Annotated in this window: 24 protein-coding genes; 13 read left to right on the top strand and 11 right to left on the bottom strand. The window is 70.4% G+C overall.

Going from position 1 to position 21,699, the window contains the following annotated elements; translation table 11 throughout:
* Positions 1-66 precede the first annotated feature (66 nt).
* Both IE212_RS13990 and IE212_RS13985 read right to left on the bottom strand, forming a co-directional pair.
* Entirely contained in the window at positions 67-915 is an 849-nt protein-coding gene (locus IE212_RS13990; protein WP_190198132.1) for a DUF4097 family beta strand repeat-containing protein, read from the bottom strand.
* Between the two features lie 83 nt (positions 916-998).
* Positions 999-1,517 (bottom strand): hypothetical protein, encoded by a 519-nt coding sequence (locus IE212_RS13985; RefSeq protein ID WP_190198131.1) that lies wholly within the window; start codon positions 1,515-1,517, stop codon positions 999-1,001.
* 548 nt (positions 1,518-2,065) lie between these two features.
* Between IE212_RS13985 and IE212_RS13980 the strand changes: the two genes are divergently transcribed.
* The gene (locus tag IE212_RS13980; protein ID WP_190198130.1) at positions 2,066-2,590 is read left to right on the top strand and encodes a GtrA domain-containing protein; all 525 of its coding nucleotides are present in this window, start codon (positions 2,066-2,068) and stop codon (positions 2,588-2,590) included.
* Between the two features lie 154 nt (positions 2,591-2,744).
* On the opposite strand, the gene IE212_RS13975 is transcribed toward IE212_RS13980, so the two are convergent.
* Both IE212_RS13975 and IE212_RS13970 read right to left on the bottom strand, forming a co-directional pair.
* Positions 2,745-5,675 (bottom strand): type 1 periplasmic-binding domain-containing protein, encoded by a 2,931-nt coding sequence (locus IE212_RS13975; protein ID WP_229864291.1) that lies wholly within the window; start codon positions 5,673-5,675, stop codon positions 2,745-2,747.
* A gap of 176 nt (positions 5,676-5,851) precedes the next feature.
* The gene (locus IE212_RS13970) at positions 5,852-7,105 is read right to left on the bottom strand and encodes a PucR family transcriptional regulator (protein WP_190198129.1); all 1,254 of its coding nucleotides are present in this window, start codon (positions 7,103-7,105) and stop codon (positions 5,852-5,854) included.
* A 365-nt stretch (positions 7,106-7,470) separates the two neighbouring features.
* On the opposite strand from IE212_RS13970, the gene IE212_RS13965 reads away from it, so the two are divergent.
* Positions 7,471-8,316: a DUF4394 domain-containing protein gene (locus IE212_RS13965; protein WP_190198331.1), complete on the top strand. Its 846-nt coding sequence runs from the start codon at positions 7,471-7,473 to the stop codon at positions 8,314-8,316.
* A 123-nt stretch (positions 8,317-8,439) separates the two neighbouring features.
* On the opposite strand, the gene IE212_RS13960 is transcribed toward IE212_RS13965, so the two are convergent.
* From IE212_RS13960 to IE212_RS13945, 4 genes are all read right to left on the bottom strand, one after another.
* Positions 8,440-8,841: a hypothetical protein gene (locus tag IE212_RS13960; RefSeq protein WP_190198128.1), complete on the bottom strand. Its 402-nt coding sequence runs from the start codon at positions 8,839-8,841 to the stop codon at positions 8,440-8,442.
* 51 nt (positions 8,842-8,892) lie between these two features.
* Positions 8,893-9,135, bottom strand: a complete 243-nt coding sequence (locus tag IE212_RS13955; RefSeq protein ID WP_190198127.1) for a helix-turn-helix domain-containing protein — start codon at positions 9,133-9,135, stop codon at positions 8,893-8,895.
* A gap of 28 nt (positions 9,136-9,163) precedes the next feature.
* On the bottom strand, positions 9,164-10,411 hold the full coding sequence (locus tag IE212_RS13950; RefSeq protein ID WP_190198126.1) for a PucR family transcriptional regulator: 1,248 nt from the start codon (positions 10,409-10,411) through the stop codon (positions 9,164-9,166).
* A 117-nt stretch (positions 10,412-10,528) separates the two neighbouring features.
* Positions 10,529-10,975: a hypothetical protein gene (locus tag IE212_RS13945; RefSeq protein ID WP_190198125.1), complete on the bottom strand. Its 447-nt coding sequence runs from the start codon at positions 10,973-10,975 to the stop codon at positions 10,529-10,531.
* Positions 10,976-11,322: 347 nt separating this feature from the next.
* Between IE212_RS13945 and IE212_RS13940 the strand changes: the two genes are divergently transcribed.
* Genes IE212_RS13940 through IE212_RS13925 form a run of 4 tightly spaced genes read left to right on the top strand, consistent with a single transcriptional unit; the run spans position 11,323 to position 14,249 of the window.
* Positions 11,323-11,649 (top strand): DUF6317 family protein, encoded by a 327-nt coding sequence (locus IE212_RS13940; protein WP_190198124.1) that lies wholly within the window; start codon positions 11,323-11,325, stop codon positions 11,647-11,649.
* Positions 11,649-12,932, top strand: a complete 1,284-nt coding sequence (locus IE212_RS13935) for a putative T7SS-secreted protein (RefSeq protein ID WP_190198123.1) — start codon at positions 11,649-11,651, stop codon at positions 12,930-12,932. Before IE212_RS13940 ends, IE212_RS13935 begins: the two co-directional genes overlap by 1 nt.
* On the top strand, positions 12,929-13,627 hold the full coding sequence (locus tag IE212_RS13930) for a hypothetical protein (protein ID WP_190198122.1): 699 nt from the start codon (positions 12,929-12,931) through the stop codon (positions 13,625-13,627). Before IE212_RS13935 ends, IE212_RS13930 begins: the two co-directional genes overlap by 4 nt.
* 16 nt (positions 13,628-13,643) lie before the next feature.
* Positions 13,644-14,249 carry a hypothetical protein gene (locus IE212_RS13925; protein WP_190198121.1) on the top strand — a complete coding sequence of 202 codons (606 nt, stop codon included), beginning with the start codon at positions 13,644-13,646 and terminating at the stop codon, positions 14,247-14,249.
* Positions 14,250-14,516: 267 nt separating this feature from the next.
* On the opposite strand, the gene IE212_RS13920 is transcribed toward IE212_RS13925, so the two are convergent.
* Together IE212_RS13920 and IE212_RS13915 are read right to left on the bottom strand one after the other, a co-directional pair.
* Positions 14,517-14,966, bottom strand: a complete 450-nt coding sequence (locus IE212_RS13920; RefSeq protein WP_190198120.1) for a DUF3618 domain-containing protein — start codon at positions 14,964-14,966, stop codon at positions 14,517-14,519.
* Positions 14,963-15,400, bottom strand: coding sequence for a phage holin family protein (locus IE212_RS13915; protein WP_190198119.1), 438 nt, complete (start codon positions 15,398-15,400; stop codon positions 14,963-14,965). The genes IE212_RS13920 and IE212_RS13915 overlap by 4 nt, the downstream gene beginning before the upstream one ends.
* Positions 15,401-15,922: 522 nt before the next feature.
* Between IE212_RS13915 and IE212_RS13910 the strand changes: the two genes are divergently transcribed.
* From IE212_RS13910 to IE212_RS13900, 3 genes are all read left to right on the top strand, one after another.
* Positions 15,923-16,126, top strand: a complete 204-nt coding sequence (locus IE212_RS13910; RefSeq protein ID WP_028799214.1) for a cold-shock protein — start codon at positions 15,923-15,925, stop codon at positions 16,124-16,126.
* A 177-nt stretch (positions 16,127-16,303) separates the two neighbouring features.
* The gene (locus IE212_RS13905) at positions 16,304-17,794 is read left to right on the top strand and encodes a DEAD/DEAH box helicase (RefSeq protein WP_190198118.1); all 1,491 of its coding nucleotides are present in this window, start codon (positions 16,304-16,306) and stop codon (positions 17,792-17,794) included.
* A gap of 133 nt (positions 17,795-17,927) precedes the next feature.
* On the top strand, positions 17,928-18,233 hold the full coding sequence (locus tag IE212_RS13900; protein WP_229864321.1) for a CBS domain-containing protein: 306 nt from the start codon (positions 17,928-17,930) through the stop codon (positions 18,231-18,233).
* Positions 18,234-18,363: 130 nt separating this feature from the next.
* Here the strand turns inward: IE212_RS13900 and IE212_RS13895 are convergent, their stop codons facing one another.
* Positions 18,364-18,738: a GvpU-like protein gene (locus IE212_RS13895; RefSeq protein WP_190198117.1), complete on the bottom strand. Its 375-nt coding sequence runs from the start codon at positions 18,736-18,738 to the stop codon at positions 18,364-18,366.
* A gap of 402 nt (positions 18,739-19,140) precedes the next feature.
* Between IE212_RS13895 and IE212_RS13890 the strand changes: the two genes are divergently transcribed.
* From IE212_RS13890 to IE212_RS13870, 4 genes are all read left to right on the top strand, one after another.
* Positions 19,141-19,485: a helix-turn-helix domain-containing protein gene (locus IE212_RS13890; protein WP_190198116.1), complete on the top strand. Its 345-nt coding sequence runs from the start codon at positions 19,141-19,143 to the stop codon at positions 19,483-19,485.
* Between the two features lie 157 nt (positions 19,486-19,642).
* Positions 19,643-19,864, top strand: a complete 222-nt coding sequence (locus IE212_RS13885; RefSeq protein WP_190198115.1) for a hypothetical protein — start codon at positions 19,643-19,645, stop codon at positions 19,862-19,864.
* A gap of 367 nt (positions 19,865-20,231) precedes the next feature.
* Entirely contained in the window at positions 20,232-20,405 is a 174-nt protein-coding gene (locus tag IE212_RS13880; protein ID WP_190198114.1) for a hypothetical protein, read from the top strand.
* A gap of 429 nt (positions 20,406-20,834) precedes the next feature.
* Positions 20,835-21,608 carry a polysaccharide deacetylase family protein gene (locus IE212_RS13870; RefSeq protein ID WP_190198113.1) on the top strand — a complete coding sequence of 258 codons (774 nt, stop codon included), beginning with the start codon at positions 20,835-20,837 and terminating at the stop codon, positions 21,606-21,608.
* Positions 21,609-21,699 lie beyond the last annotated feature (91 nt).

The following is a 21,699-nucleotide window of genomic DNA, read 5'->3' as shown; positions in this document are numbered from 1 at the left end:
GGCATGGGCCCTCCGATCGAAGGCTGGTAAGTGAGTGGGAGAAGGGGCCGGTTGACGATGTGGTGCTCAGACCCTGGCGCGGCGGACGTCGATGTTGCCGTACTTGGTGCGGGCGCGGACCCTGACCGTGTCGTCGGTCTGCTCAGGGCTCTCGGACGCGGTCAGCGTGTTGCGTACCTGGCCGGAGTTCGAGCTGATGTCGAGCCAGGCGGCCGTGCCCTCGCGGACGCCGATGTCGATGGCGCCGTAGTTGGTCTCCAACTGGACGGTTCCGCGGGCCACTTCACCCACCCGCAGGGTGCCGTGGGCGGTGGTGGCGGTGACCGAGTCCTCGGCGCGCCGGATCTCGATGTCACCGTTGGCGCCGCTCACCCGCAGTTCGCCGATCGCGGCGTCGACGGTCGTGGTGCCGTGCGAGTTCTTCAGGACGGCGGGGCCGTCGACGAGGCCGACGCGCAGACTGCCGGAGCTGGTGGTGATCTCGGCCCTGCCCTCGACGCGGTCCACGGTGATCGAGCCGTGCGACGCGGTCAGCTGGAGCGGACCCGTCGTGTCGAGACGGACGTCGCCGGACGAGGTCTTCACCCTGACCTCGCCGAGGCGGCCCTCGCCGAGCATCTGGGCCCAGGCGCCGGTCATGTCGACACGCGAGCCCGCGGGCAGTTCGACCGTCACGTCGACCGTGCCGGTGCGGCCGAGCCCGAGCAGATTGCCCTTGGGTGTCCTGATCGTCAGTACGCCGCCCGCGTAGGTGACCTCGGTCTGCTCGGCCGCCCGTACGTCCAGGTCCTTCTTCGGGTCGCGGGGCCGCACATCGACGACCGTGTCGCGGCGGTCGCCCGCGGTGAGCTGGAGGGAACCGGCCTCCACGCGCGCCGTGACCGAGATCGTTTCGGGAGTGTCGAAAGAAGGCATGGCTGTCCCGTCCTCTTGAGTCCTTGAGCCGCCCCTGCTGGTGGGACGTGGTGTGGGTGAGGTGGCGCTGAATGGGGGCGCGGCTAGCGCACCCAGCCCGTGAAGCTCTGTCCGACCGTCTGGGTCTTCTCCGTCGTACGCGGCCGGGGGCCGCCGTCGACCGCGGCCGACACGGCGCGCACCAGCCACGCGTTGACCGACAGGCCCTCGCGGCTCGCGGCCTCCTCGGCGCGGACCTTGAGGTGGGCCGGCAGGCGCAGGTTGACGCGGGCGGTGCCGCCCTCGTCGCCGTCGGCCGGGAGTGGGGTCCTGAGAGGTTCGACGGACCCGGCCGGCTCCGCGGGGGCGCCGCCGTCGGTGGGCGGCGGTGTCACCACGAAGTCCGGCTCGAGCCCGCGCAGCCGTACGTCGACCGAGCCGGGGGCGAGTTCGCGCGTGATCTCGTCCATCGCGGCGGAGAGCACATTGAGCATGGTCAGGCGGGTCACCGACTCCAGGGGCGCGATGAGCCTCTCGGCCAGCTCTCGGGCTTCGTCGCCGCCGGCTTCGGCGGCCACCGCGAGTTCGCGGCGGAGGTTTTCGACATACGGGGTGAGATCCATGACGCCATCATGGCACCGAAATGGCGCCACAAGCAAGGCCGAGTGGTGCCTCATGTGAGGCGGACTTGGGGGTGACCACCCTGAGCTGCGGGAACGTGGGCAGGGCGCCCCGAGTCATTGCGGCGCCATGCACGCTCACGCGCTTCCGGGAGCGCGTATTGGTGCCGGGTGACGCCACCCGGCGCCACCGTGGCCAGCTGGCGCCACGCGGATGCCGCGAGAAGGTGATCCGCCGCCTCTCGGTTCACGGCTGGGCCAATCCAGGCCGGAACTCGGTGACACAGGGGACGGACCCTGAGCCGTCGGTATCAGCCGACGTTGAGCGGGCGGATGCGCTGACCCATGCCGCGACCTCACCACGCCTGCGACGCGCGCCCAAGCCGTGATGAGTCCCTGGCCTGCGCTTTCGCGACCGGCGTCCACTCCGTGGCGCTATTTAGGCTCGATGTGGCGTCATTCATGTGCCATAGTGGCGCCATCAGCAACTCCTCGGCCGCGCAGGGCGAGGGGGCGCGCTTTCGCGGAGTGAGCCATCAAAGGGGCGGATCATGGAGACAGCACAGAGCCAGGTGCAGGCGGCACCCGCCGCCTGCACCTCCTTCGCCCGCTTCGTGCTCTGTGGCGGTGGAGTGGGGATCACCGCCGGCTTCGCCGTGGCGGCCCTCGCCTCCTGGATGCCCTGGGCTCTGGCCAACGCCCTGATCACCGTGGTCTCCACGCTCCTCGCCACCGAGTTGCACGCCCGCTTCACCTTCGGCGCGGGCGGGCGCGCGACCTGGCGCCAGCATGCGCAATCGGCCGGGTCCGCGGCGGCCGCATACGCGGTGACCTGCGCGGCGATGCTTGTCCTGCAGCAGCTGGTGGCGGCGCCCGGTGCGGTGCTTGAGCAGGTCGTCTACCTGTCCGCCTCCGCACTCGCCGGTGTCGCGCGGTTCGCGGTGCTGCGCCTCGTCGTCTTCGCGCGGAACCGCGCACAGGCCGCGCCCGCTGTTCGCACCGCCCGTACCGTGCACGCGACCGTGGCCCCCGCCGCGTCCCCCGCACGCCGCGCGGTGCTCAGCTACGCCGCCTGACCGGTCCACCGGGCGGCGTGCCGCGCGGGCCGTGGCCAGCGCGGCCGAGGACCACTCGACCAGATTCCACACGGGCCCCGGCCGGGTGCCGGACTGTTCCCCGCTCCGTGCGAAACCCCCAGGTCGGAGACCCGGGGGTTCTTTGCGGGTCGGGTCACGCGCGCGGTTCGCGACAGGTGTGTTGGCCGTGGCGGCCGTACGGGCCGCAGCTGAAGACCTCGGTCGGCATCTCCTTCACTGACGGAATGCGGTCGACGCGCAGGAGCGACAGCGGTTTGCCGACGGGCTCGCCCGAGTCCGGGGGATAGACGAGGTGGCCGGTGACCCCGGGCCAGCCGCCGGCCTGGTTCTGCCGGAGGATCTCGGTGTGGACGGCTGCCGGGTCGAGCATCCGTCCCTCCCATCGTTGCGGCCATACACGGACACGTCCGGCCAGCTGCTCCACCGCTTGGGCCAGGAGCATGGTGGCGTCGTAGGCGAGCCCGACGTGCTCCCCCAGCCATTCCTGGGCACCGGGTCCGTGGACACACCTGGCGGAGCGGAGCAGGCCGGGCCTTCCCACAGCGGCCAGGAACTGGCTGGCCACCGCGTCCGAGCCACTGCGACGGCGCAGCGCTTCGCAGGTGGCCAGACCGGACTTCGACACGTACAGCATGGTCAGATTGTCCGGCGCCGCCTCGCGCAGCGTCGGGTTGGCCATGAAGCGGTTGACGGAGTCATCGGCCACGAGATGGCGCGGCCAGTGCTGGTTGCGGCAGTCCTTCGCCAGACCATGCAGGAAGTCTCCGTACTCCGACCACCGACCGGCGAAGAAGAGCATGCCCTGGTAACCGCACTCCCGTGCCATGGGCAGCCCGCTGTGCCAGTCACGGAAGGTGAGGTCATGGGTGCCCTTGAACTCTGACCGAAGGTCCTCCAGGAGTGTGGCGACGTAGAGGTCGTCCTCGCGGCTGGACCCCTCCCCGTAGGTGGCGTAGACATGCAGCCCCTTCCACCCCTTCCGGCGCGCGTAGTCGGCCACGAGACGGGCCTGATCCCGGTTGGGCGGCGCGATCTGGAGGTAGAGGGCCGAGTTCTTGTCGAGGTGGTCGGCGGAGAGGGCCGGCGCGATGGCGGGCAGACCGACCTGGTTGAGCTGACGCAGGGCGGCGGCGCTGGCCCTCCGGCTCTCGACCGGGCCGACGACACCGACCACGGGGGCATCGGACTCCTGGCGCGCCAGCTCGGCGATCATGTCAACAGCGATGTCGGCGTGCTTCATCTGGAAGCCGGCGTTGGCGATGACGATGCGCAGCAACGGAACGGAGAAGTTGTTCACCGGCGCCCGCAGCCCGATGTGCTGGGCGACGGCCATGCCTTCCAGTCCCTCGCGTTCGGCCGCGTACGCTTCCTCACCGCGGCGGGTGGCACGGCCGGTCAGGGTGCCCAGGTACACGATGGTGGCGTACGGGCGGCGACGGCCGCCGCGCTCCCAGAGGTCCTCCGCGTCCCGGTTCTGAGCGAAGATGCGCTGCTGGATGTCGTGCAGTCGCTCCTGCCCGGGCTCGTCGTTGAAGGTGAGCGCGCGTGCGTCGCTGATGCCGATGCACTGTCCGCCCACGTCTCTGACGGTCACCTCACCGGCGAGGGGCCGGTGCGGGCAACCCGGCAGGCCCAGCTGATAGCCGGACCACGCAGCGGTGGGAACGAGCAGCGCCAGGCATGCGGCGAGAATGACGACACGCCGGCTGAACCATGGTGGCACGGGGGCCGTGACAACGACGGAAGCGGGAACTCGTTCCGTCTCCGTGGAGTCGTCCACCCAGAACCGACGCTGCGCACGGACCCGGGCCGGCGGTACGGAGCGTCGCCGGCGCAGACGACTGCTGTAGGAGACGGGGGCCCACTGCGTGTGGCCGATCGCGGGCACGTCCCTCATGTTCAGAGCGTCGGCGGGCGCGGACGGCTCCCGGTCACCGCTGTGTCGGTGGTCGACGTGCACGAGGAGCACGGGGACGGGCCGCCCGGTCTCCTCGCGTACCTGTTCCACGAGTCTGAGCAGTGTGCGACCCGCGTCGGTCGCTCGGGTGCCCTGGACGACCACCACGGGATAGGCCGTGTGCCGCCATCCGCGCCATCGGCAGGGACCGCGCCGAAATGCGCGGCGCAGGTCCTCGAGAAAGGCGTGAACCAGCAACTTGGCCACGTGATCGGCGGGTTCCTCGGCCCGGTAGCCGACGGTCAGCCGCTCGGCCAGGCCGAGGAAGTCTCCCGACAGCTCCGGCCTGAGGTAGGGCTGACGCATGAACCACCAGTAGCCGCGCCCGAGGCCGGGCACCCGCCCGCTCGCCACGACTCGGAACAGCGCGGGCGGAACCAGCAATATCAGCCCGCTCCACAGCAGTTGGAGCAACGGGTGCAGGGCGCCGATGCCGGTACCGATACCGCCGTGGTCGGCGGCAGGGCGGGTTCCGCGCAGGAAGTCGCGCAGTCTTCCGGCGAGTTCGGTGCGATGTCTGTCGTGACGGCCGTCGTTCGCAAGCCGCTCCCCCATGGCCCAGTTCACCAGCGAGAAGTGCCGGAACCGCAGACGCGGCTGTCCGCTTCGCTGCGGTGCGAGGCCGTGGCAGATCTGGGCGAGAAGATCACGCAGCGCGTCGGCGTCCTGATGGCCGACCGCGTGATCGGCCCGGGCGGCTCCGTCGGGCAGGAGCGCCGTACCGGAGCCGGTCCCGGGCTCGCGTGCGTCGCCGGCGGGATCGGGTCGGCTGTGGCCCGGCGCACCGGCCCGGGCGATGCCGCCGTCGGAGTGGTCGTCGTTGGCTTCGCGGTGGTCACCGCTGCCGTCGGGACGGTCATCCGCATCCGGCAGCGGCACCACGCAATGGGGGACGGGCCGGGCAGCCTCGCCCAGTCGGCTCTTGAGCGCGGCCTGGACGGCCCGGGCGCCCGGGCCACCGATCGCGAGGGACGGCAACCACCGTTCACCGCGCCGGGGCCTTTTCACCAGTGACTGCACCAGTCGCAGGAATTCGCCTGTTCCCGGCGGCCCGTCCAGCATGCCGTTGTCGGCTGCCTGTCTGAAGGCATAGTGGTTCTCTGCCACGCACTCCCCCGATGCATCCACTGTTACGCCGCTTGCCCACACCGGTATAGCAGCAGACAGTGAGCACGCGGGTGCGCTTCGCTACGACTGGGGGTGCTGCCGACGCGCCTGCGGGGGCCGCGTCCCCTCCGGCTGCCCGTCCCGGCACGTGTTTCGGCTCTGGGTGATCGCCCGGTTCAGTGCCACGCTTCCGACAGGTGCCGCGTGACGACCGAGCTGAGAATGCGCACGCCGCGCGTCGAGCCGGGATCGATGCCGGTGAGCTCCCGCACCCGGCGGAGGCGGTAGTCCAGGGTGCGGGGGTGGACGTTGAGGGCTGCCGCCGTGGCGCCGCGGTGCATGTCGTGGCGATAGTACGCGTCAAGCGTGACAAAGAGGTCCGGGCCGGGCTGCAGGCTCCGGCCCACGGCGTGCAGCCATTCGTCTATGAACGGCGCGTCCGAGACGGCGAGTTCGACGAACACGTCCGACACGGTGTGCGGCCGCAGCCGAGCGGACGCCCGTCGCAGGGGTGCCGCCCTGCTGATCCGCCGGGCCAGGTCGAGGGCGTCGGCAACCTCGGACAGCGGTGAGGTGGCGGTGCCGGCGGCGCAGGGGCGGCCGAGGGCCTGGGCGAAGTCCCGCACGAGATCGGATACGGGGCCGGGCGGGAGGTCGGGTACGGAGTGCGGCTGTACGGTCTCGGCTGTGCGGGGCCCCGGAGACGCCTGGGGTGTGGGGGGATGCAAGGGGATCAGGGCGATCAGCTCACCGCTCCTGCTTCCACTGCCCGGGCACCAGGTGACGGGCGCGTGGTGGGTTCTCACCAGCGCCTCGATCTCGCTTTCCAGGTCGCGATCGCCGCCGGGGCGGTCCGGCACCCGGATCACCGTCACCGCGCAGCGCTCGGGCAGTTCCATGCCCAGTGCCGAGGCGAGTTCCGCCGATATGGGGTCTGAGTTGAGCAACGACTCGGCCAGCAGGGCGGCCTGCTCGACGTACGGCAGACGGTGACGCAGCGCCGTCACGAATCCCTGGCTGTAGGCACGGATACCGCGCTCTCCCTGCGGGGCGAACCAGCCCATCATCCGCATGAGTTCGTCGACGCCGGCGCCGCGCTGGGCTTCGGTCGCTTCGTTGATCTCGCGCAGCATGAGTGAGGTGTGCAGTCGCAGGACCCGCTGCCGCGCGGAGAGCGACATCCCCGCTGCGGCCCGCAACTCACCGATCGCCGCGATGTAGCCGAGGTCGTCGTCGCTCAGTTCGCCGTTTTCGGGGGACAGTTCGACCGTACGGCGGCGCAGCCATAACGCGTACTCCAGCGTCTCGGCGCGCGCCCGGGAGTTCGTGTCCAGGAACCCGAACTCCGGAATCTCGCGCGCGTACGCCTCGACCTCCCGGCGCGCGTTGGCCGACGCCTGCCGGGCCAACTCGGCGAAGAAGCTCCCCATGGGCCGGAGCATGCCAGTGCGTTCGAAGAAGCCGACAGGGGAGATCCGGACGGCGTTCATCACTCTGCGCACATCGGAGACGACCGCGTCTGGGGCGCTTTGTCACAGTGCGCAAAATCCCTGGATCGGGGCATTCCCATCGACTGCTCCACTTGTGGAGACGCTGTGAACTGGCCTTAATGGGGAGCGCGTACCAGCCCGTGGGGGAACATCACGGCAATCATTCCGGCCACCACTGCGGATGAGCGCGGGAATCGGTACGGGAATCTCTCATCCGCGCGCCGCTCAACGGTGCTTGTTCAAACGGGAGGGAAACACCGATGAAGGCAGGAACAAGAAAGAGAGCCGCGGCGGCGGTCGCGGTCATGGCCGTGTCGACAGCGCTCATGCTGAGCGCGCCGGGCAGTGGCTCGGCCGCTCCCGCCGCCACTCCCAGTCTGCGCGCGTTCGGGATCACAGGTGACGGCACCCAGATGGCCACGTTCACCACCGACCGGCCGAACGTGCTCGACTGGGTCAGGGACGTCGTCGGGCTCACTGGCGACACGGCTCTGATCGGCATCGACTTCCGGGTGCAGAACGGCCTGATGTACGGCGTCGGCAACAAGGGCGGCATCTACACGATCAAGACCCCGCCGGCCACCACCGACGTAGTGATCACCAAAGTGTCCCAGCTCCAGTACTCGCTGCACGGCACGAACTTCGGCGTCGACTTCAACCCGGCCGCCGACCGGCTGCGCGTGATCAGCGACAACGGCCAGAACCTGCGGCACAACCTCAACGACCACACCACGATCCAGGACCTGAACCTCACCACCCCGCCGATCGAGGGCACGACCAAGGGCGTCTCCGCCGCCGCCTACACGAACAACGACCTCAACGGGGCCACCGGGACCACGCTGTTCGACATCAACACGACCAGCGACCAGGTGGTCATCCAGTCCCCGGCCAACAACGGCACGCTGGCACCGACCGGCAGCCTCGGCATCGACGCGCAGGTCAACGCGGGCATGGACATCTTCAGCACCCTGTCGGGCGGCAAGACGGTCGGCAACGCCGCCTTCGCCTCTCTCACCGCCCCCGGCGCCAGCCGGCCCTCCCTCTACAGCATCGACCTCCTCACCGGCGAGGCCACGCCCGTGGCCGATGCCGCCAACGCCAGGTTCCCCCTGAACATCACGGACCTGGCCATCTCCCTCACCGGGAGCTGAGGCCCTCCCGCAGGTCACTTTCTCGCCGCGGAATACAAGTGCAAGGAAGACGGCCCCCGGCGCACGTTGTCCCCCGTCGCCCGGGCCGTCTTCCTCGTCTGTGCCGGCGAGTGGCCTGCGGGGTCAGGCGACGCCGCAGCTGCCCGGGCCGAAGCCCGCCCACTCCCCGGAGCTCGCCTCGCCGTAGCCCGCCCAGACGCAGACGCCCGTGCCCTCGTCGTAGGCCTTGTTGACGTCCTTCGTCGAGCCCCTGCCGCCTGTGTTCCAGATGCTGAAGTCGTAGCCACCGTCGGACCGGTACGGCGCGACGTCGACCTTCATGACGACGTCCCAGCCGTCGGCGCAGGTGTCGGTCAGGTGGAACCACTCGCCCTCGGCCTCGAACACACCCTTCGAGCTGTGCGCACAGTTGGGCCGGGCACTCTCGCCGTACACGGTCGCGTTGGTCTGCGCGAACGCCGGCGAGCCCGCGAAGCCGATCATCGCCGCCGCGGCGACGACTCCCCCGACGCGGAACTTGTTCATGGAAACCCCCCAGGTCGTGAACCTCCGGACCTCGCGGCCCGTGTGAACACGCTAGGCCGCGTTGTCCCCTTCGTACCACGGTGCACGGTGGCCAGTTTCGTCCCTCGAGTGTGCACACTGCTCAGCCGCCACAAGGGCGTGGACGAGGTCGTGGAGGCCGGAGCCGGTGGTCAGCAGGTCGCGGTTGAGCAGGTTCTCGGCGGCCCGGAGGCGGGCGCGGACCGTGTTGCGGCTCAGGGAGAGGGATTCGGCCGTGCGCTGGGCGTCGGTGTTGTGGTCGATCCACGCCTTCACCGTGGTGTGTAGGTCGCCGTCCCGTGTCTCATGAAGCGGGCGGAGGAACGCTGCCGCCCATGCGGTCGCTGGTGTGGTGCTGAGCAGTTCCTGGAAGGCCGGTGGCTGAGGAACGTCGGGCGCGGGACCGGGCGGGAGGTCCGCGAGGGCGAGGGCCAGGTCGAGTTCGGCGCGGGCGCGGACGTCGCCCAGGCCCCAGGACTCGTTCGGCCCGGCGGCAGTGCGCGGCGACCGTCGTGCGGCTGATGCTCAGCAGGCGGGCCACGGCGGCCCGGGGGAAGGTCACGGCCAGGCGGACGATGTCACCGGTGAGTTTCGGCTCGTTGCGCAGGGGTGCGGTGCGGGAAAGGGCCCAGGCGGTGCCGGCCGGCCGGGGCAGGACGCCGGCCAGCGAGGGCCGGCCTTCGTAGACGGCCACGCGTTCCGGGGAGTTGCGGGCGACGGCCAGGGCGTGCAGGGCCTCGCCGTAGGCGGCGCCGAGGTCGGTGAGGGGGTGGGGTCTGCTGACGCCCAGGAAGTATCCGGGGTGGTCGTCGACGAGCCGGCGCAGTTCCTGTCCGCCGCGGAGCCGGTCGCCGGGCGGGTCCGGTGTGTCGGGGATCGGGCAGATGAGGTGGTCCCGGAAGGCCGGACAGTGCACCATCAGGCCGGAGCCGTGGTAGCCAGAGCCGTCCTGGTAGGCCTCGGCCAGGCGGTCGCGGTCGGTCGGGGTGCACTGCAGCAGGTGGACCCGGACGTACTCGGCGTCCAGCAGGGGTGGCACGTCACGGCAGGTGATCCGCCGGGCCAGCGTGAGGTCGCCGCCCATCAGCGCGGTCAGCACGGCGAACCGCACGTCGCGTGCCTTGCACTGGTAGGCGCGGTTGCGGTCGGCGGCGGCCGAGGCGGCGCCCAGCAGCCTCAGCAGTCCGCCCGCCTGCGAGGCGAGGGACGCGGCCTCGCGGGTCAGCGGGTTCGCGCCGACCGTGACCAGCACGGGCCGCCGCGGTGCGCGGGGGCCGAACGCCTCGAGGTGTATCTCCAGCGTGCCGAGCCGGGTCGCGGCCGCCCCGAGCCGGCCGTCGGCCAGGCGTTCGAGGTGCTCCGGCAGTGCGGCCACGACGGTGTCCGGGAACGCCGGTGTGGCCGCGTCGATCCCGCCCCGGGGCCCGATCCAGGCGACATCGGCGCCGATCCGCCGCCCGAGCCACTCCAGTACCGCGCTTTGGCTCCCGTCCCGCTGCACCACCCGCAGCAACTCGTCGAGCCCTTCGGCGCGCGTCCCGTGCGCTGACACCACTCCGACTCCCCCGCGGATCCATGGCCGTTCACCTCGAACGTGCAGCGCACCCTATCGATCGCCGGTTCCCTCCATGTCCACCAGCCGGCCTTCCGGCCGAGTGCCCTCCCCGGCTTACCGCCGCACCGCCGTCTCTCGCGACACCTCCAGGAGCTCGCCGCCACCCGGGACGGTGAGGACACCGAAGCCGCGCGTCCTGGCGCCTCCTTCCCGCCATACCTCGCCGGCGTACCAGGCGCCGTGCTCCAGTTCCTCGGGCCAGTGGCGCCGGCGAAGCGGATTCCGTGCGGACATGAGGCCGGTCAGCTCTTCGCCTTCGCGGTAGCGCAGTTGGACGGGCACGCCCATGACGTCCCTGACGCCGGCGGGCCGGTGCGCCGCGGGGATGGGCTGCCACGGGTGCTGCTCCAGCACGCGCCGGATGCGCTTCAGGGACGCCATGACGTCACGGCGCAGATAGAGAAGAATCAGGTAGAGGAATGACACCAGGACGATGCCTCCAGCGGCCCGCTCCCTGGCGTTATCGCTTGAGAGGTTCCCGAAGAGCACGAAGTACGCCACCCAGGAGAGGGCATACAGGGCGTGCCAGATCCAGCGGCCTCTCTTCGCTTTGCTTCGGGCCTTCTCCCAAGCGGCCCGCGTTTCCGGGTGGTCGAAAGCGCATTTGTGCAGAGGAGCGGGCGCATCAGCAGGTCCCCGATCGGCCTGTGTGCCGGACTTGTCGAGGGGAAGGCCCCCACCGCTCTCTTTCACAACTTCTCCTCGTTTATGGATTCCGGAAGCGCTCGGGACTCGATCGACACACCACTCTACTGACATATAGGCTGCCGCCCAGCCTGGCAGCACAAGGGGAATCCTTCTGCCCGTGTTGCCCTAGATGCCCTTTTTCCGCCGCTACGGGGGTACCAGTGGGGGACCACTTCAAGGTTGATATCGACCAGTTGGACCAGTTCGTCAAATCGCTGCAGCAGGCGACGAAGGACCTCGATGACGCCCGTAAGGCGCTTTCACATGTCCGCAGCGCCGAGATCGGTACAGCGCGACTGGACGAGGCCTGTGACACGTTCCAGGAGCGATGGAAATACGGGTCCGAGCAGTTGAGCGAGATGATCGGCGACATCAGCGAGGGCGTGAAGGCCAACAAGCTGAGTTATGAGGAATTCGAGGAGAATCTGGAAAAGACCCTGAAGCAGATGGCGGAGTCCGCCACTTCGGGTGGCGGGGGGAAGAACTGATGGCTACGAACCCGTACCCGAATCTCGGCTGGAATCCGGTGCCCGGCATCCCCGCCGAGGTTGCCGCGCTGCAGCGAAAGGTGAAGGCCGCGGCGAACGCGCTGGACAGCTCCCACCGCCAGATCGAGAGACTGCTCGGGGAGAGCGCGCACTGGGAGGGGGACGCGGCGGACGCCTTCCGGGACGCGCTGGACGGCGAACTTCCCAACTACATGAAGAACGCGGCGCGTTCGCTCGACAAGGCAGCGGCGTCGCTCGACGCCTGGAACGGCGACCTGTCCTCCCATCGCGAGCTGGCGAAGAAGTACGACGAGGAAGCGGGCGAGAAGAAGTCCGCAGCCGAGAAGGCGAAGCAACGCCACGACGAGGCCGCCAAGCACCCCGATCTCCAACTGGGCGGGAAGGAATATCCCAGCCAGCAGGAGGCCGACGCCGCGACAGCGCGCCTGCGCGCGGCCGAGCGCTCGCTGAACGAGGCGACGACCCAGCTCAACAACGCCAACCAGGCGTACGAGGACGTTCTCACCAAGGCCCGCACCCTGGAAAACGAGAACAAGGAGAAGGCAGAGGGCGTCGCCAAGAAGCTCGACGAGGCGGACGACAAGCTGGCGCCCAAGGAGCCGGGGTGGTTCGGCAAGACTCTTGAGGCCATCGGAACGGCCCTCAAGGAGGTGGGGCAGTTCCTGCTGGACCACGCCGGAACCATCGGGGCCATCGCCGGCCTGCTCGCGCTCTTCCCCACTCCCCTCGCGCCCGCCTTCGCCGCCATCGCGATGGTGGCCAGCGCCGCCGCGCTGAGCAAGAATCTCGCGAGCGAGGACTTCAGGGACTCGCTCATGGGTGAGCACGGGTGGAAAGCGGGCCTGACCGCGTGGGGTTCCGTCGTCGGTGACACCCTGGGCGTCGTACCCGGAGTCGGCATCCTGGCCCGGGCGGGCAGCGAGGTGGGCCTGGCGGCAGCGGTTGCCCGGGAGGGCGGTGAGGCCATGTCGCTGGGTTCGAGGGCGACCACCTTCGCCACCGAAGTGAGGGCCGTCAACTGGGACAGGGCCGTGGACGTGGCCACCGCTCCCAGCAAGCTGCGCGACTGGGCCCTCAACGGGGTCAACGCGACCGCGAACGTGGTCTCCTCGGCGGAGACCGCCGGTCTGCTGCCGGAAGACGGCATCGGGCATGACTCCACCGAGGCCACCAAGGCGGGTGTGGCCCTGTCGGGCGCGACGGGCACGCTCGCGACCTTCGGCACGGACATCGCTGAACTCGCAGGGAGCATCCGGCTGTGAACAACCAACCCGGCGGCACGAAGACGGACACCGGACCGAGGCCGCAGTTCTGGTACGGGCTCCCCCGTGGGTATCTGGAACTGGATCTGAACCCGACGGAGGACGGGGTCGCGGAACTGGCGCGGCAGATCAGCGGACTTCCCGGGGAGGCCCGCGAACGGGCCGACCAGGCATTCCGTCTGTACGCCACGACCGTGCTGCTGCTGCGGAAGCAGCCGGTGGCGGTGTGCGCGCTCGGTATGCACCCCGGCGGCGACGGAGAGGCCTCGACGTCGGTCCTGACCCTTTCCGCGGTCCCGTCCGGTGGTGCGAACCCGACGCGCGTCCTCGCCGGCATGGTGGGCGGCAACGCGAGCGACGGTATGCGGCCCATCGAACTGCCCGTGGGCATCGGGTTCTTGACCGAGCAGGTGCGCAAGACGGTGGCACCCGGCGTCCCGCCCGAAGGTCAGGAGGGGCCCGTGGAGGGGTCGATCTGGCAGGGAACGGTGGCGGTACCGGAGCCCCGCACATCGTCGATCATCGTCGTGCAACTGGTGACCTCGTCGCTCGAACTGGCCGACGACTACCGCTCGGTGCTGCTCGGCACCGCCCGCACGCTGACGTTCACGGATCCGACGGCCGAAGCGGACCGGGGGGCCGGTCCGGTGGTTCCCGGTTCCGCGGCTCAGGCCGTGCGGTCCGACTTCGGGTGAGCACGGAGACGCGGGAGTGATCGTGGTGCAGGAGGTGAGTCGCGCGCCCTACGCGACCGACGGAACTGATTTCCAGGGCGCTTTGAAACATCACCGCACCGCGGCGCTGAAGCGTTTCGCCAAACGTGCGGCGGTCTTCGGGCCCATGTGGTTGCAGATCTTCGTGACGCGTACTGAGTATCTGCTCCCCATCGCGCTGATGGGGTTCTTCGGCGTCCTCGTCTCGCCACTCCTGCTGTTCAGCGCCCTCTGGTGGGGCCGGAGATGCTCACGTGTCTTCCGCACTTACCCGATGGTTTTCCGCGGCCCCGTCCAGCGGATAAGCCTCGAAAGGAACAACGGCTTCGTCATCAGGCTCGGCGGTGGGAGTTCGGGATCGCCCACGATGGCGGGCAGAAACCTGTCGGGCAAAGGATGGCCGGCGAGCGGCAGTGCGGGCGTCTGGTACGCCGGCGACGATCTCTTCGGAGGCGTCGGTCTCGTACCCACCAGCGGCGAGCTGCTGTTCATGCAACCTCACGACTGGCCACTGACGTCCGCGGAGCGAGCGAACGCTCCGGCGGACCGCGTCGCGAAGGCCGAACAGGCCGGCATCAAGGGGTACGTCTCTCTTCGCTCGTAGCACGTAGCACGTGGCTCGGCGGCGGCTGGTTCGGCGACCTGGTCAAGGAACGCCCGAAGCTGACGAAGCAGCTCATGAAGAACCCGGACCTGGATCCCAGCCGGCGTTGACGGCGGCCGGTGAGGTGCTCGCCGGACTGGAGGAGCACCTCACCGAGCAGGACCGGCCGGCCGGTGAGCGGCCCACCGGGGTCTACGGGGGCCCGGGCCCACCGGGGTCTACGGGGGCCCACGGGGGCCTACGGGCCGCTACGGGGCTTTCGCCCGCTCACGCTTTCCCTCGGCGGCACGCCAGCCACACGAGGGCGGCGCCGACGCCCGCCGCCAGCAGCACGGTCCGGTTGTCCCGCGCTGCCCGCGCCCCCTGGGCCGCCTTCTGCCGCACTGGTTCGGGTGCCTTCTCCTGGAGCAGGTGCCCGGCCCGGGAAGTGCCGGCCCTGGCCTGCTCGGCGACGCCGGCCGCCTTTTCCTTCACCGAATCCGGCAGCCTGTCCTGCACCTGGTGCGCGGCTTCGGCCGCCTTGGTCTTCAGCTGCCCGGCCTTCACGGCCGCCTGCTGCCTGACCTCGGCCGCCTTCTCCTGCGCCTTGGCCCTGACATCGGTCTGGGCTGCCAGCGCCTCGACGGTCCTGCCGAGCGACTGGCGGGTCTCCTCGACCTGCTCGTGCAGTTCCTGAGGGCTGGAAGCCGTCTGCTCGTCGTGGGGCGGCTGGGTCATCGCTGTGCACTCTCCTTGATCTCGGCCACGTCGGCCTTCACGCTGTCGATCGTCTGCCCGGGTACCGGCGGTGCACCCTCGCTGATCTGCTTCTTGCCGGTGACGGCCATGAGCGCGGTGATCGCGCCCAGCACGGCGGTGACGATCAGCGCCGCGGCCCACACCGGCAGCGGCACCGCGAGGGCGGCGATGGCCGTGACCACCAGCGCCTCAAGGGTCAGGAAGCCGACGACGCCGGCACCGCCGAACAGCCCGCCGCCCTTGCCGTACCGCTTGCCCTTCTCCTTCATCTCCGCCTGCGCGAGCCTCAGCTCGCCGCGCACCAGCTCCGTCAGCTGCTGCGACGCCCGCTGCACCAGCTCGCTGACCGGCTCCGCGCCGGGGTCCCGCGTCTGTCGGCCGGGGCCGGCAGAGCGCGGCTGTGCAGTCGACACAGTGATCACCTCCCGTTCTTCGTGGCTGCGCCTGGCCGGGCCGTCTCGGAGCCCGTCCGCCTGGTGAAGCCGCGAGTACCCCGAGTTCGGAAACGACACCGGTCCGCCGGGCAGGCCGACGGCGGGCGCCGGTGGCGGCGCCCTCGGTCCGGCTGCCCCTGACGGGTGCCGAGGCGGGCTCAAGCGCCGGACGTCCGCTCCCGGCGCGGCGCCCGGGGCGACTCGGCGGCCTCGGCCTCGGCGTCGCCCACCGCGGCGGCCGGCATCCTTTCCGCCGCAGCGCTCATTCCGGGAAACAATATCTGTAGTGACGACATAAGAAATCGACGCGGCGCACGGCGAGCATTCCTGCCGCCCCGGCGGGCGCAGAATTACTCAGCGCACATACTCGAAGCCGACGTGCTACTGTCGTCACCAGTTGCAGGTGTGGTTGCCAGAAGGTTTTTCCGACGGCCGATCATCACGGCGACACGGGATGCGCACACGGCGCGTTCCTGGCACCGTTTCCGAAGGAGAAACAAAATGGCTACTGGCACCGTGAAGTGGTTCAACGCGGAAAAGGGCTTCGGCTTCATCGAGCAGGACGGCGGCGGCGCCGACGTCTTCGCCCACTACTCGAACATCGCCACCCAGGGCTTCCGCGAGCTGCTGGAAGGCCAGAAGGTGTCGTTCGACATCGCGCAGGGCCAGAAGGGCCCGACGGCCGAGAACATCGTTCCCGCCTGATCCGCGCACTGACGCGTTCTTCGCAGCTGGGGCCCGCACTCTGGGGTGCGGGCCCCGGCTCGTTTTTTCTCAGGGTGAGTCTGCCCTGTCATTTTCGGCCCGTTCTCGCGATTCCCTGCGCCGCTCGTTCTGCTGCGGAAATTCCTTGATACGTGCCCGCATCGAGGAAGGTTCCGAATGAACCGCACACGTTCCCCTCGCGTACGCACCAATCGCACACACGACCGCTTCGGCGGAAGTGCCGCCGCAGTCCGGTCCGGGGGCCCACGCCGCTCCAGCGGCTCCGGAAAGCGGCAGCCCGCGGGTGGCGAGTTCGCGCTTCCGAAGACGGTCACGCCCGCGTTGCCCGCCGTCGGCTCGTTCGCCGACCTCGCCATGCCGGCGCCGCTGCTGACCACGCTCGGCCGCGAAGGTGTGACCGTGCCGTTCCCGATCCAGGCGGCGACCCTGCCGAACTCCCTGGCCGGCCGTGACGTACTCGGCCGCGGCCGCACCGGCTCGGGCAAGACCCTCGCCTTCGGCCTGGCGGCACTGGCGCGCACCGCGGGCCGGCGCGGCGAGCCGCGGCGGCCACTGGCCCTGATCCTCGTCCCCACCCGTGAGCTGGCCCAGCAGGTCACCGACGCGCTCACTCCCTACGCCCGTGCCGTGAGCCTGCGGATCGCCACCGTCGTCGGCGGGATGTCCATCGGCAGGCAGGCCGGTGCGCTGCGCGCCGGCGCCGAGGTGGTCGTCGCGACGCCCGGCCGGCTCAAGGACCTCATCGACCGGGGCGACTGCCGTCTCACCGACGTCGGGGTCACGGTTCTCGACGAGGCCGACCAGATGGCCGACATGGGCTTCATGCCCCAGGTCACCGCCCTGCTCGACCAGGTGCGCCCCGGGGGCCAGCGGATGCTGTTCTCGGCCACCCTGGACCGCAACGTCGACCTGCTGGTCCGCCGCTACCTGACCGACCCGGTGGTTCATTCCGTCGATCCGTCGGCCGGTGCCGTCACCACGATGGAGCACCATGTGCTCCACGTGTACGAGGCGGACAAGCACCGCACCACCACCGAGATCGCGGCCCGGGACGGCAAGGTCATCATGTTCCTGGACACCAAGCACGCCGTCGACCGGCTGACCAAGCACCTGCTGAGCAGCGGTGTCCGCGCCGCGGCCCTGCACGGTGGCCGGTCCCAGCCGCAGCGCACCCGGACCCTGGCGCAGTTCAAGGACGGTCACGTCACCGTCCTGGTGGCCACCAACGTCGCGGCCCGCGGCATCCACATCGACAGCCTCGACCTGGTCGTCAACGTGGATCCGCCCACCGACCACAAGGACTACCTGCACCGGGGCGGCCGTACGGCCCGCGCCGGGGAGTCCGGCAGCGTCGTCACCCTGGTGACTCCCGGTCAGCGCCGGGGCATGACCCGGCTGATGGCGTCGGCCGGCATCACCCCGCACATCACCCCGGTCCGCTCGGGCGAGGCGGAGCTGAGCCGCATCACGGGCGCTCAGGCGCCCTCCGGCGTCCCGGTGGTCGTCACCGTGCCCGCGGTGGAACGCCCCCGCCGTGCCTCTTCGCCGTCCAGGGGCGGCCGGTCACGCACCGGCCACGGCCGGCCCGCCGGCGCGGGGGCGCGCCGCGGGGGACAGCGGCGGCCCGGGAACGACTCGGCCGCTTAGGCCGGCCAATCCCCTCAGGGCATTCCGTAGCGGCTTGCAGCCGCAGCGGTCTCCCGGAGGCGGGGCGCAGTGCTTCCGAGCCGACCATCCCTCCCGAACGGAGACACCCTTGACGCCGGTGCGAACGCAGTACATGCCGGACCCCGCCGCCGTGACCGGCGTCGACGACAACGGGCCCCGGGTGTGTGACGACATGACCGTCGAGGTGGCTCTGGCCGTCATGGCGGGCGCCCGGGTCGATCATCTGACCGTGTGCGACGGGGACGACCGGAGCACGGGGCTGGTCACCCGGGTCCGGCTCGCCGTTCTCCGCGACAGTCCGGCGTACACGGACCGGATCCGTCTGCGGGACCTCCTCCACGGATCGCCGGCGTCGCTCGGTACTCCCTCGGACGGGTCGCCTCGGCACTGCTCGGCGGCCCCGGTCCCGGTGCCGTAAGAAGGACGGGCGGGAAACCGCCTCCAGGAGCCCGGTGGGGGCCCTGCCGACGCGCGTCGGCAGGGCCCCCACCGCTGTGTCGCCGTCCGCTCACAAGCCGCCGGCCGGACGGCGGGGCGGGGGCCGCGTCTCACCGGTCGGAGTAGCTGAGGTCCCCCACGGTCCAGGCGCTGACGTCCTTGATCGCGACTCGGTACATGCCACCGGTCTCCGGGATGCCGAGGCTTCCCTGCAGGATGCGGGCGAGATGGAAGTGCAGATGCGTGGGCGCGTCGCCGCGGCCGGGCCGGTCGCCCCGCGGGGCGCGGGCGAAGACGTCCGAGAACGGGCCGAGCCGGTCCGAGTCCTTCAGGACCTCCGCCACCCGCTCCCTCCACACGGCCTCCGGAGCCAGCCGGCCGGTGATGACGGCGCCGCCGACGACCACGGTCAGAGACATCTGATTGCTTCGCTCGGACTCCACCGCGGCGGAGATGGCGACGAGCAGCTCATCAGGATTCGACATGACAGCAGAGCTTATGCGGACCGCCCGCCCTGAGTCGCCCGTGCGAGTTCTTCCGGAGGCCGAACCGGAAAATCTGCTCTTGCGACGGTAGACTTTCGTTTGCGACGGCAGTACGCTTCCTGTCGTAGGCAAGAAGTGGTTGGTTCTGAGAGGAACGGAGGATCAGACGCCATCAGGATCGCCCGGGCCCGGCTGACAGTCGGTCCGGGTACCGCAAGACCCCGGAATGGATGGTGGTCCCCGGTCAAGCAGCTGCGATCCCCCGCTCCGCCCTGCTGGGCCGGGTAGCGGAAACAGAAGGTCGGCACCGCAGTAGGGCCGACAGATGGTGTTGGATTTCCTTCGGGGCCCTGGTGCCGTACGGCACCAGGGCCCCTCGACGCGTTTGCACAGCGAGGTGACATGACATCGGACAACCATCTGAATGATCGTCTGGACGACGACGACTACCCCGCGTACACCATGGGCAGGGCAGCCGAGATGCTCGGCACCACCCCCGCCTTCCTCCGAGCCATCGGGGAGGCTCGTCTCATCACCCCGCTCCGCTCGGAGGGGGGACACCGCAGGTACTCCCGCTACCAGCTGCGGGTCGCCGCGCGCGCCCGCGAGCTCGTCGACAAGGGGACACCGATCGAGGCCGCGTGCCGCATCGTCATCCTCGAGGACCAGCTCGAGGAAGCGCAGCGCATCAACGCGGAGTACCGCCGTGCCGCCGGCGAGTCGGCCGGCCGCCCCGGCCCCGGCTGAACACGAAGGCGGGGGCCGTGGCCGGGAGGAGAACCGCGATCGATTCTCGCCGCACCGGTCTCCGAAACCGCAGGTCAGTGGCGCGGCACCATGGTCGCCGTCCTGATCTGTGCCGAGCGCCACAACGAGCGTCGGCCACATGGGCGCATACTGAACCATGACAAAGCCTGCGGCACCGAAGCGTCATCTGCCCACCAGCCCCTTCAAGGCCCCGGTCACACCGGTTCCCAAGCACTTCGCACTGGGCGATCAGGTCACCCATGACGTGTACGGCCTCGGCCGGGTCATCGGCATCGAGGACGGAATCGCCGCACTGGTGGATTTCGGATCGTCGCAGATGCGGATCCTCAGCCCGTACGCAAAGATGACCAAGCTGTAGCACCGCTGTGCCCGGTCACGGCACACCAGGCCCCTCAGGGGACCTGTACCGAAAGAGAGCTCTCCCATCGATCTGAAGCCGTTGTTCTCCGCCCCGTACGGGGAACCCCGCCGCTCCCCAGCGGCATCGCCCACTCCGACGACAAGTCCCTTCCAGGCTCCCGACTTCGGGCAGGAGGAGAACTGGCCGCTCGAGGGCGCGCAGGACACCGCCTCGGGCACCCACGCGGCGCCACGCGGGACGGCGTAGACCTCCCGGACCGGCCGAAGGGGATCACGTCTCACCGAGCCGTCGGATCCGGGCGGGGCGTACGCGGTGCGCCGGCCGCCAGTCGCAGCAGTTCGCCGACCGGCCACCGGCCGTGGACGTGCTCGCCGTACTCGGCGGCGAGCACCCGGCCGCCGGACGCGACGAGGAAGTCGGCGGGCAGGCCGAGCCGCCCTTCGTACCGACCGGCCCCGGCAAGTACTCCCGCCCACGGGCGACTTCACGCACGCCGCTCACGACGGCCCGGACGACGGTCCCCAGGCTCGCGGACTGAGCAGCGCGCGGGGTGACCGTTCCACACCGAACTCCGCGTACGGCCGCCTTTCCCACTGGAACATCTCGGGCCGCTGTCCGGTCCGGGGAACGACAGCCCTCTCCGAGCTGCCGCCCGACGAGTTCCCGCTCATGACCGAGACCGCCCGGCGCGCCCGCGGGGTCGGTGCCGACCAGGCGTTCCGGGGAGGGCTCGCCATGCTGCTCGACGGCCTCGGTGCGTGAGGCGGGCGTCCCACAGGGCGTCAGCCGCTCATCCGGCGGATCAGGCCCGGCTCCGGCCGCCGCCGCCGACGGGTTGTGCGCGAACTCCGTCGAGATTGTCCGTGATCGGTAACGGACGCATCCCTCGGCCGCCGCCCCTCGTCCTGCCAAGTGGTCACGAGGTGACCGAGGACCGGCGAGGGACTGCGCGAAAGCGGGGGCGGACATGGCACGACACGGCGGCGGGCGGGGCTGGTACGGCAAGGTGCTCGGAGCGGCGCTCGGGGTGACGCTGCTCGCCACCGGTGCCTCGGTGTGGACCGCGCAGGCCGGTGCCGAGGGCGGCTCGTCGCCGAAGGCGACCGCGTCGGCCACGCCGGGCGGTGGCGTCAAGCCGGTCGCGGTGACCATCGCGCACGCCTCGGACGAGGGAGCGCGCGGCGTCAACATCACCATCGATGACGGCCCGGACCCCGTGTGGACGCCTCCCATGCTCGACGTGCTGCGGGAGCACGGGGTGAAGGCCACGTTCTGCATGGTGGGGACGCAGGCCCGGGCTCACCCCGGCCTCGTGAAGAAGGTGGTCGCGGCCGGGCACCGGCTGTGCAACCACTCGGTGTCGCACGACACCACCATGGACCGGAAGTCCCAGGCCTACCAGGCGCAGCAGATCCTCGACGCCGAACGCATGATCATCGAGGCGTCAGGGGGCGTGCGGCCGGTGTACTACCGGGCGCCGGGCGGGGCCTTCACCCCCTACAGCCGCAAGCTGGCCGCCTCCCGGGGTATGCGCCCGCTGGGCTGGAACGTCGACTCCAAGGACTTCGAGCGGCCGGGTGCGGACGCCATGGTCGCCACCGTCGAGCGGGAGCTGCCGAACGGGCCGACGATCCTCTTCCACGACGCGGGCGGCGACCGTTCCCAGACCGTCGAGGCCCTGCGCCGGATCCTCCCCTGGCTCAAGGAGCGGGGCTACTCGTGCGGCTTCCCGGTGCGCTGAGCTGCCGGCCCGCGGACAAGAGAAGCCCCGTGCAGGCCGGTTGACGCGTGTGGAAGTCATGGACATGCTGTTAGGCTCCCCGCACGCGCGT

Source organism: Streptomyces djakartensis, assembly GCF_014651075.1.
Classification (GTDB): domain Bacteria; phylum Actinomycetota; class Actinomycetes; order Streptomycetales; family Streptomycetaceae; genus Streptomyces; species Streptomyces djakartensis.
Note: the sequence above shows the minus strand (reverse complement) of the source record. Positions and strands in the feature narration are given on the sequence as shown.

Bases quoted from the DNA above. Each gene is read 5' to 3' on its own strand.
- IE212_RS13895 (WP_190198117.1), bottom strand. From the start codon at position 18,738: ATGTCGAATCCTGATGAGCTGCTCGTCGCCATCTCCGCCGCGGTGGAG.
- IE212_RS13960 (WP_190198128.1), bottom strand. From the start codon at position 8,841: ATGAACAAGTTCCGCGTCGGGGGAGTCGTCGCCGCGGCGGCGATGATC.
- IE212_RS13905 (WP_190198118.1), top strand. From the start codon at position 16,304: ATGAACCGCACACGTTCCCCTCGCGTACGCACCAATCGCACACACGAC.
- IE212_RS13920 (WP_190198120.1), bottom strand. From the start codon at position 14,966: ATGACCCAGCCGCCCCACGACGAGCAGACGGCTTCCAGCCCTCAGGAA.
- IE212_RS13935 (WP_190198123.1), top strand. From the start codon at position 11,649: ATGGCTACGAACCCGTACCCGAATCTCGGCTGGAATCCGGTGCCCGGC.
- IE212_RS13885 (WP_190198115.1), top strand. From the start codon at position 19,643: ATGACAAAGCCTGCGGCACCGAAGCGTCATCTGCCCACCAGCCCCTTC.
- IE212_RS13990 (WP_190198132.1), bottom strand. From the start codon at position 915: ATGCCTTCTTTCGACACTCCCGAAACGATCTCGGTCACGGCGCGCGTG.
- IE212_RS13900 (WP_229864321.1), top strand. From the start codon at position 17,928: ATGCCGGACCCCGCCGCCGTGACCGGCGTCGACGACAACGGGCCCCGG.
- IE212_RS13970 (WP_190198129.1), bottom strand. From the start codon at position 7,105: ATGGGGAGCTTCTTCGCCGAGTTGGCCCGGCAGGCGTCGGCCAACGCG.
- IE212_RS13910 (WP_028799214.1), top strand. From the start codon at position 15,923: ATGGCTACTGGCACCGTGAAGTGGTTCAACGCGGAAAAGGGCTTCGGC.
- IE212_RS13890 (WP_190198116.1), top strand. From the start codon at position 19,141: ATGACATCGGACAACCATCTGAATGATCGTCTGGACGACGACGACTAC.
- IE212_RS13980 (WP_190198130.1), top strand. From the start codon at position 2,066: ATGGAGACAGCACAGAGCCAGGTGCAGGCGGCACCCGCCGCCTGCACC.
- IE212_RS13985 (WP_190198131.1), bottom strand. From the start codon at position 1,517: ATGGATCTCACCCCGTATGTCGAAAACCTCCGCCGCGAACTCGCGGTG.
- IE212_RS13870 (WP_190198113.1), top strand. From the start codon at position 20,835: ATGGCACGACACGGCGGCGGGCGGGGCTGGTACGGCAAGGTGCTCGGA.
- IE212_RS13965 (WP_190198331.1), top strand. From the start codon at position 7,471: ATGGCCGTGTCGACAGCGCTCATGCTGAGCGCGCCGGGCAGTGGCTCG.